General features: G+C 71.6%; 3 protein-coding genes. All 3 read right to left on the bottom strand.

Going from position 1 to position 3,466, the window contains the following annotated elements:
* The coding region (locus SSBG_RS08005) for a glycoside hydrolase family 3 protein (protein WP_008745689.1) at positions 1-1,431 on the bottom strand (1,431 nt) is incomplete at its 3' end.
* Positions 1,432-1,437: 6 nt separating this feature from the next.
* Positions 1,438-2,268, bottom strand: a complete 831-nt coding sequence (locus tag SSBG_RS08010; RefSeq protein WP_037869218.1) for a carbohydrate ABC transporter permease — start codon at positions 2,266-2,268, stop codon at positions 1,438-1,440.
* Complete coding sequence (locus SSBG_RS08015; protein ID WP_037869221.1) at positions 2,265-3,257, bottom strand: carbohydrate ABC transporter permease; 993 nt, start codon at positions 3,255-3,257, stop codon at positions 2,265-2,267. Before SSBG_RS08015 ends, SSBG_RS08010 begins: the two co-directional genes overlap by 4 nt.
* Positions 3,258-3,466 lie beyond the last annotated feature (209 nt).

Consider the following 3,466-nt stretch of genomic DNA (forward strand, 5'->3'; position numbering starts at 1 on the left):
GCCGTGCGTGACGACGTACGGGCTGCCCGCGGGGGCCTCCTGGGGGACGCCCATCTCGATCACGGCCGTGTCCGGGCGCGCGGCGAGCAGCGCGTCGCGCGCCTGGGCCATCCACGGGTACCGGTGCGCGTCGCGCACGGCGAGGACGAGGCGGCGGTCCCCCGCCGCGGCGAGGACGTCGGAAACGAGGGTGCCGCCCGCCTGCGGCCCGTAGCCGTCCCCGGTCGTGCCGGGCAGCCGGCGGGCCAGCGCCTCGGCGGGGCCCCAGGGGGTCTCGTTGCCGACGGCGATGTTCGCCTCGTCGCTCAGGTGCGCCACGTACGGCGCGGCGGTCAGCGGCGTGAAGTCGCCGTGGACGCGCACCGCGCGGCGGGCGGCCTCCAGGCCGATGCCGGGGCGTGGCAGGAGGGGCTCCCGCGCGGTGCGGGCCCAGTCGGCGAGGGCGCGGACGCGCGCGGCGGCGTCGGCGAGGCGTTCCTCGGGGAGCGAGCCGTCGCGGACGGCGGCGACGAGCGCGTCGCGCAGCGCGAGGACGGTGTCCTCGTCGTGCAGGCCGCCGCCGACGCAGATCGCGTCGGCCCCGGCGGCGATGGCGAGGACCGTGCCGCGCTCGATGCCGTAGGTCCCGGCGATGGCGCGCATCTCGATGCCGTCGGTGACGATGAGCCCCTCGTAGCCCAGTTCCTCGCGCAGGAGGCCGGTGAGGATGCGGCGGCTGAGCGTGGCGGGGACCTCGGGGTCGAGCGCGGGGACGACGATGTGGGCGCTCATGACGGCGAGCGTCCCGCCCGCGATCGCGGCGCGGAAGGGGGCGAGCTCGCGGGCACGGAGGGTGTCGGCGCCGACGTCGATGCGGGGCATCGCGAGGTGCGAGTCGACGTTGGTGTCGCCGTGGCCGGGGAAGTGCTTGACGCAGGCGATGACACCGGCGGACTGGAGCCCCTCGACGTAGGCGACGGTGTGCCGGGCGACGAGGTCCTGGTCGGCGCCGAAGGCGCGGACGCCGATCACGGGGTTGTCCGGGTCGGAGTTGACGTCGGCCGAGGGCGCCCAGTTGAAGTGGACGCCGCAGGCGGCGAGGCGGCGGCCGAGTTCGGCGGCGACGGAGCGGGTCAGCTCCGGGTCGTCCACGGCGCCGAGGGCGAGGTTGCCGGGGATGAAGGAACCGGTGTTGACGTCGAGGCGGGTGACGTCGCCGCCCTCCTCGTCGATCGCCACGAGGATGTCCTCGCGCTCGGCGCGGAGCTGCGCGGTGAGGGCGGCGAGCTGCTCGTCCCCGGCCACGTTGCGCCCGAAGAGCCCGACGGAGGCGAGTCCTTCGCCGATGCGGCGCAGCAGCCACTCGGGGGCCGTGTGGCCGGCGAAGCCGGGCTGGAGGACGGCGAGGGCGTCGCGGGTGAGCGTGTCGGAGGCGCTGATGAGGGTGGTCATGGGGTGCTATCCCTTCACGGCGCCGTCGGTGAGGCCGGACACGGCCTTGCGCTGGAGGAAGACGAAGAGGACGAGGATCGGCACCGCGAAGAGCGAGGACGCGGCCATCGTGGCGCCCCAGTCATCACCGAAGTTGGTCTGGAAGGAGGAGAGCCACAGCGGCAGGGTCTGCGCGCCGGCGTCCTTGTTGAGGACCAGGACGAGCGGGAACTCGTTCCACGCGGTGATGAAGCCGAAGAGCGAGGTGGACATCAGCCCGGGCGCGAGGAGGGGGAGGATCACGCGGCGGAACGCCTGCGGGCGGGTGCAACCGTCGACCATGGCCGACTCCTCCAGCTCGACCGGGATCGCGCCGACGAAGCCGCGCAGGGTCAGGAGCGTGAAGGGCAGGATCATCACGAGGTAGAAGAGCGTGAGCGGCACGAGGCTGTTGAGCAGGTCGGCGTCGCGCACGATCATGTAGATCGCGATGACCATGACCTCCCAGGGGGCCATCTGGGCGATCATGAAGCCGACGACGAAGCCCTTGCGGCCCTTGAAGCGCATCCGGCTCAGGGCGAAGGCCCCGGCGAGCGCGAGGACGAGGGAGCCGACGACGGCGACGATCGTGACGGTGAGCGAGTTGACGACGAGGTGCCAGAAGTTGTCGGCGTTCACCGCCGTCCGGAAGTGGTCGAAGGTGAAGTCGGTGGGGAACCAGACCGGGCTCTCGCTGATGATGTCGCCGGTCGGCTTGAAGGCCGTCGCGAACATCCAGTAGACGGGGAAGACGAAACCGGCGAAGAGCAGGACGGCGACGAGGTTGGGCCAGACGCGGCCGAAGAGCGAGCGCTTCACAGCTCGTCCTCCCCTTGCTTGAGAACGATCCGGAGGTAGTACGAGGTGAGGCCGAGCAGGATGAGCAGCGTCAGGAAGGAGATCGCGGCGCCCATGCCGAAGTGCTGGTTGCCCATGCCCTCGATGTAGGCGTAGACGGGCAGGATCTCGGTGAGCCGGTCCGGGCCGCCCTGGTTGAAGGCGAAGACCTGGGCGAACGCCTTGAAGACCCAGATGACTTCGAGGAAGGTCGTGGCGAAGAGGAAGGGCCGCAGGAACGGGAAGGTCACGTTCGTGAAGGACTTCCAGACCCCGGCGCCGTCGAGGGACGCGGCCTCGTACAGCTCCTTGGGGATCGTCGTCGTCGCGGCGTAGAGGTTGATCGCCACGAAGGGGATCGACTGCCAGACGATGAGCCAGGTGATCACGAAGAAGGTGGAGAGCTGGCTGCTGGTCCAGGAGAAGTCGGCCATCGAGTGCCAGCCGAGCTTGTCGAGCACGTAGTTGACGACGCCGAAGCGCTCGGCGAAGAGCCACTGGTAGACCGTGGTCGCGGCGATGACGGGCATCGCCCAGGCCAGGACCAGGCCGACGAGGAGGAAGACGCGCATCCGGCGGCCGAGACGGGCGAGGAGGAGCCCGATGAGGGAGCCGAGCACCATGATCAGCACGACGTTGACGCCGGTGAAGAGCACCGAGCGCAGCGTGACGCGCCAGAACTCCGAGCCGCCGAGGACTTCGCTGTAGTTGTGGAAGCCCGTCCACTCGGTCACGCGCTGGATGAACTGGCGCATGTTGAGGTTCTGGAAGGACAGGATCAGGTTCTTGACCAGCGGCCAGCCGAGGAACACCAGCGTCACCGCCATGGCGGGCAGCAACAGCAGGTAGGGGGTCAGCGCTCTGCGCCGCGCGGCCTTCACCGCCCCGGGCACGGGGGAGCCCGGTCCTCCGCCGGTCTTCGTCACGACCAGCCCCGGGTCGGTGCCCGGGAGTGGGGTCTCCACTGTCATGCTCGCCTTCGCTTTCTGGGCCTGCCGCCCGCGCGCCCGCTCCTGGGGGCCGTCCTGCTCGTGCGGGCCGCTCCTGCTGTACGCGTACGGGGCGGGGGCCGCGTGGTCCGCCCGGGGGCCGGGCGCGTGCGTACGCGGCGCGGGCCCGGCCCGTACGCGGCACCGGGCACGGCCTGGACCCGTACGCGGCGGGGCCGGGGGCCGGGCGG

This window comes from Streptomyces sp. SPB074 (assembly GCF_000154905.1).
GTDB lineage: Bacteria > Actinomycetota > Actinomycetes > Streptomycetales > Streptomycetaceae > Streptomyces.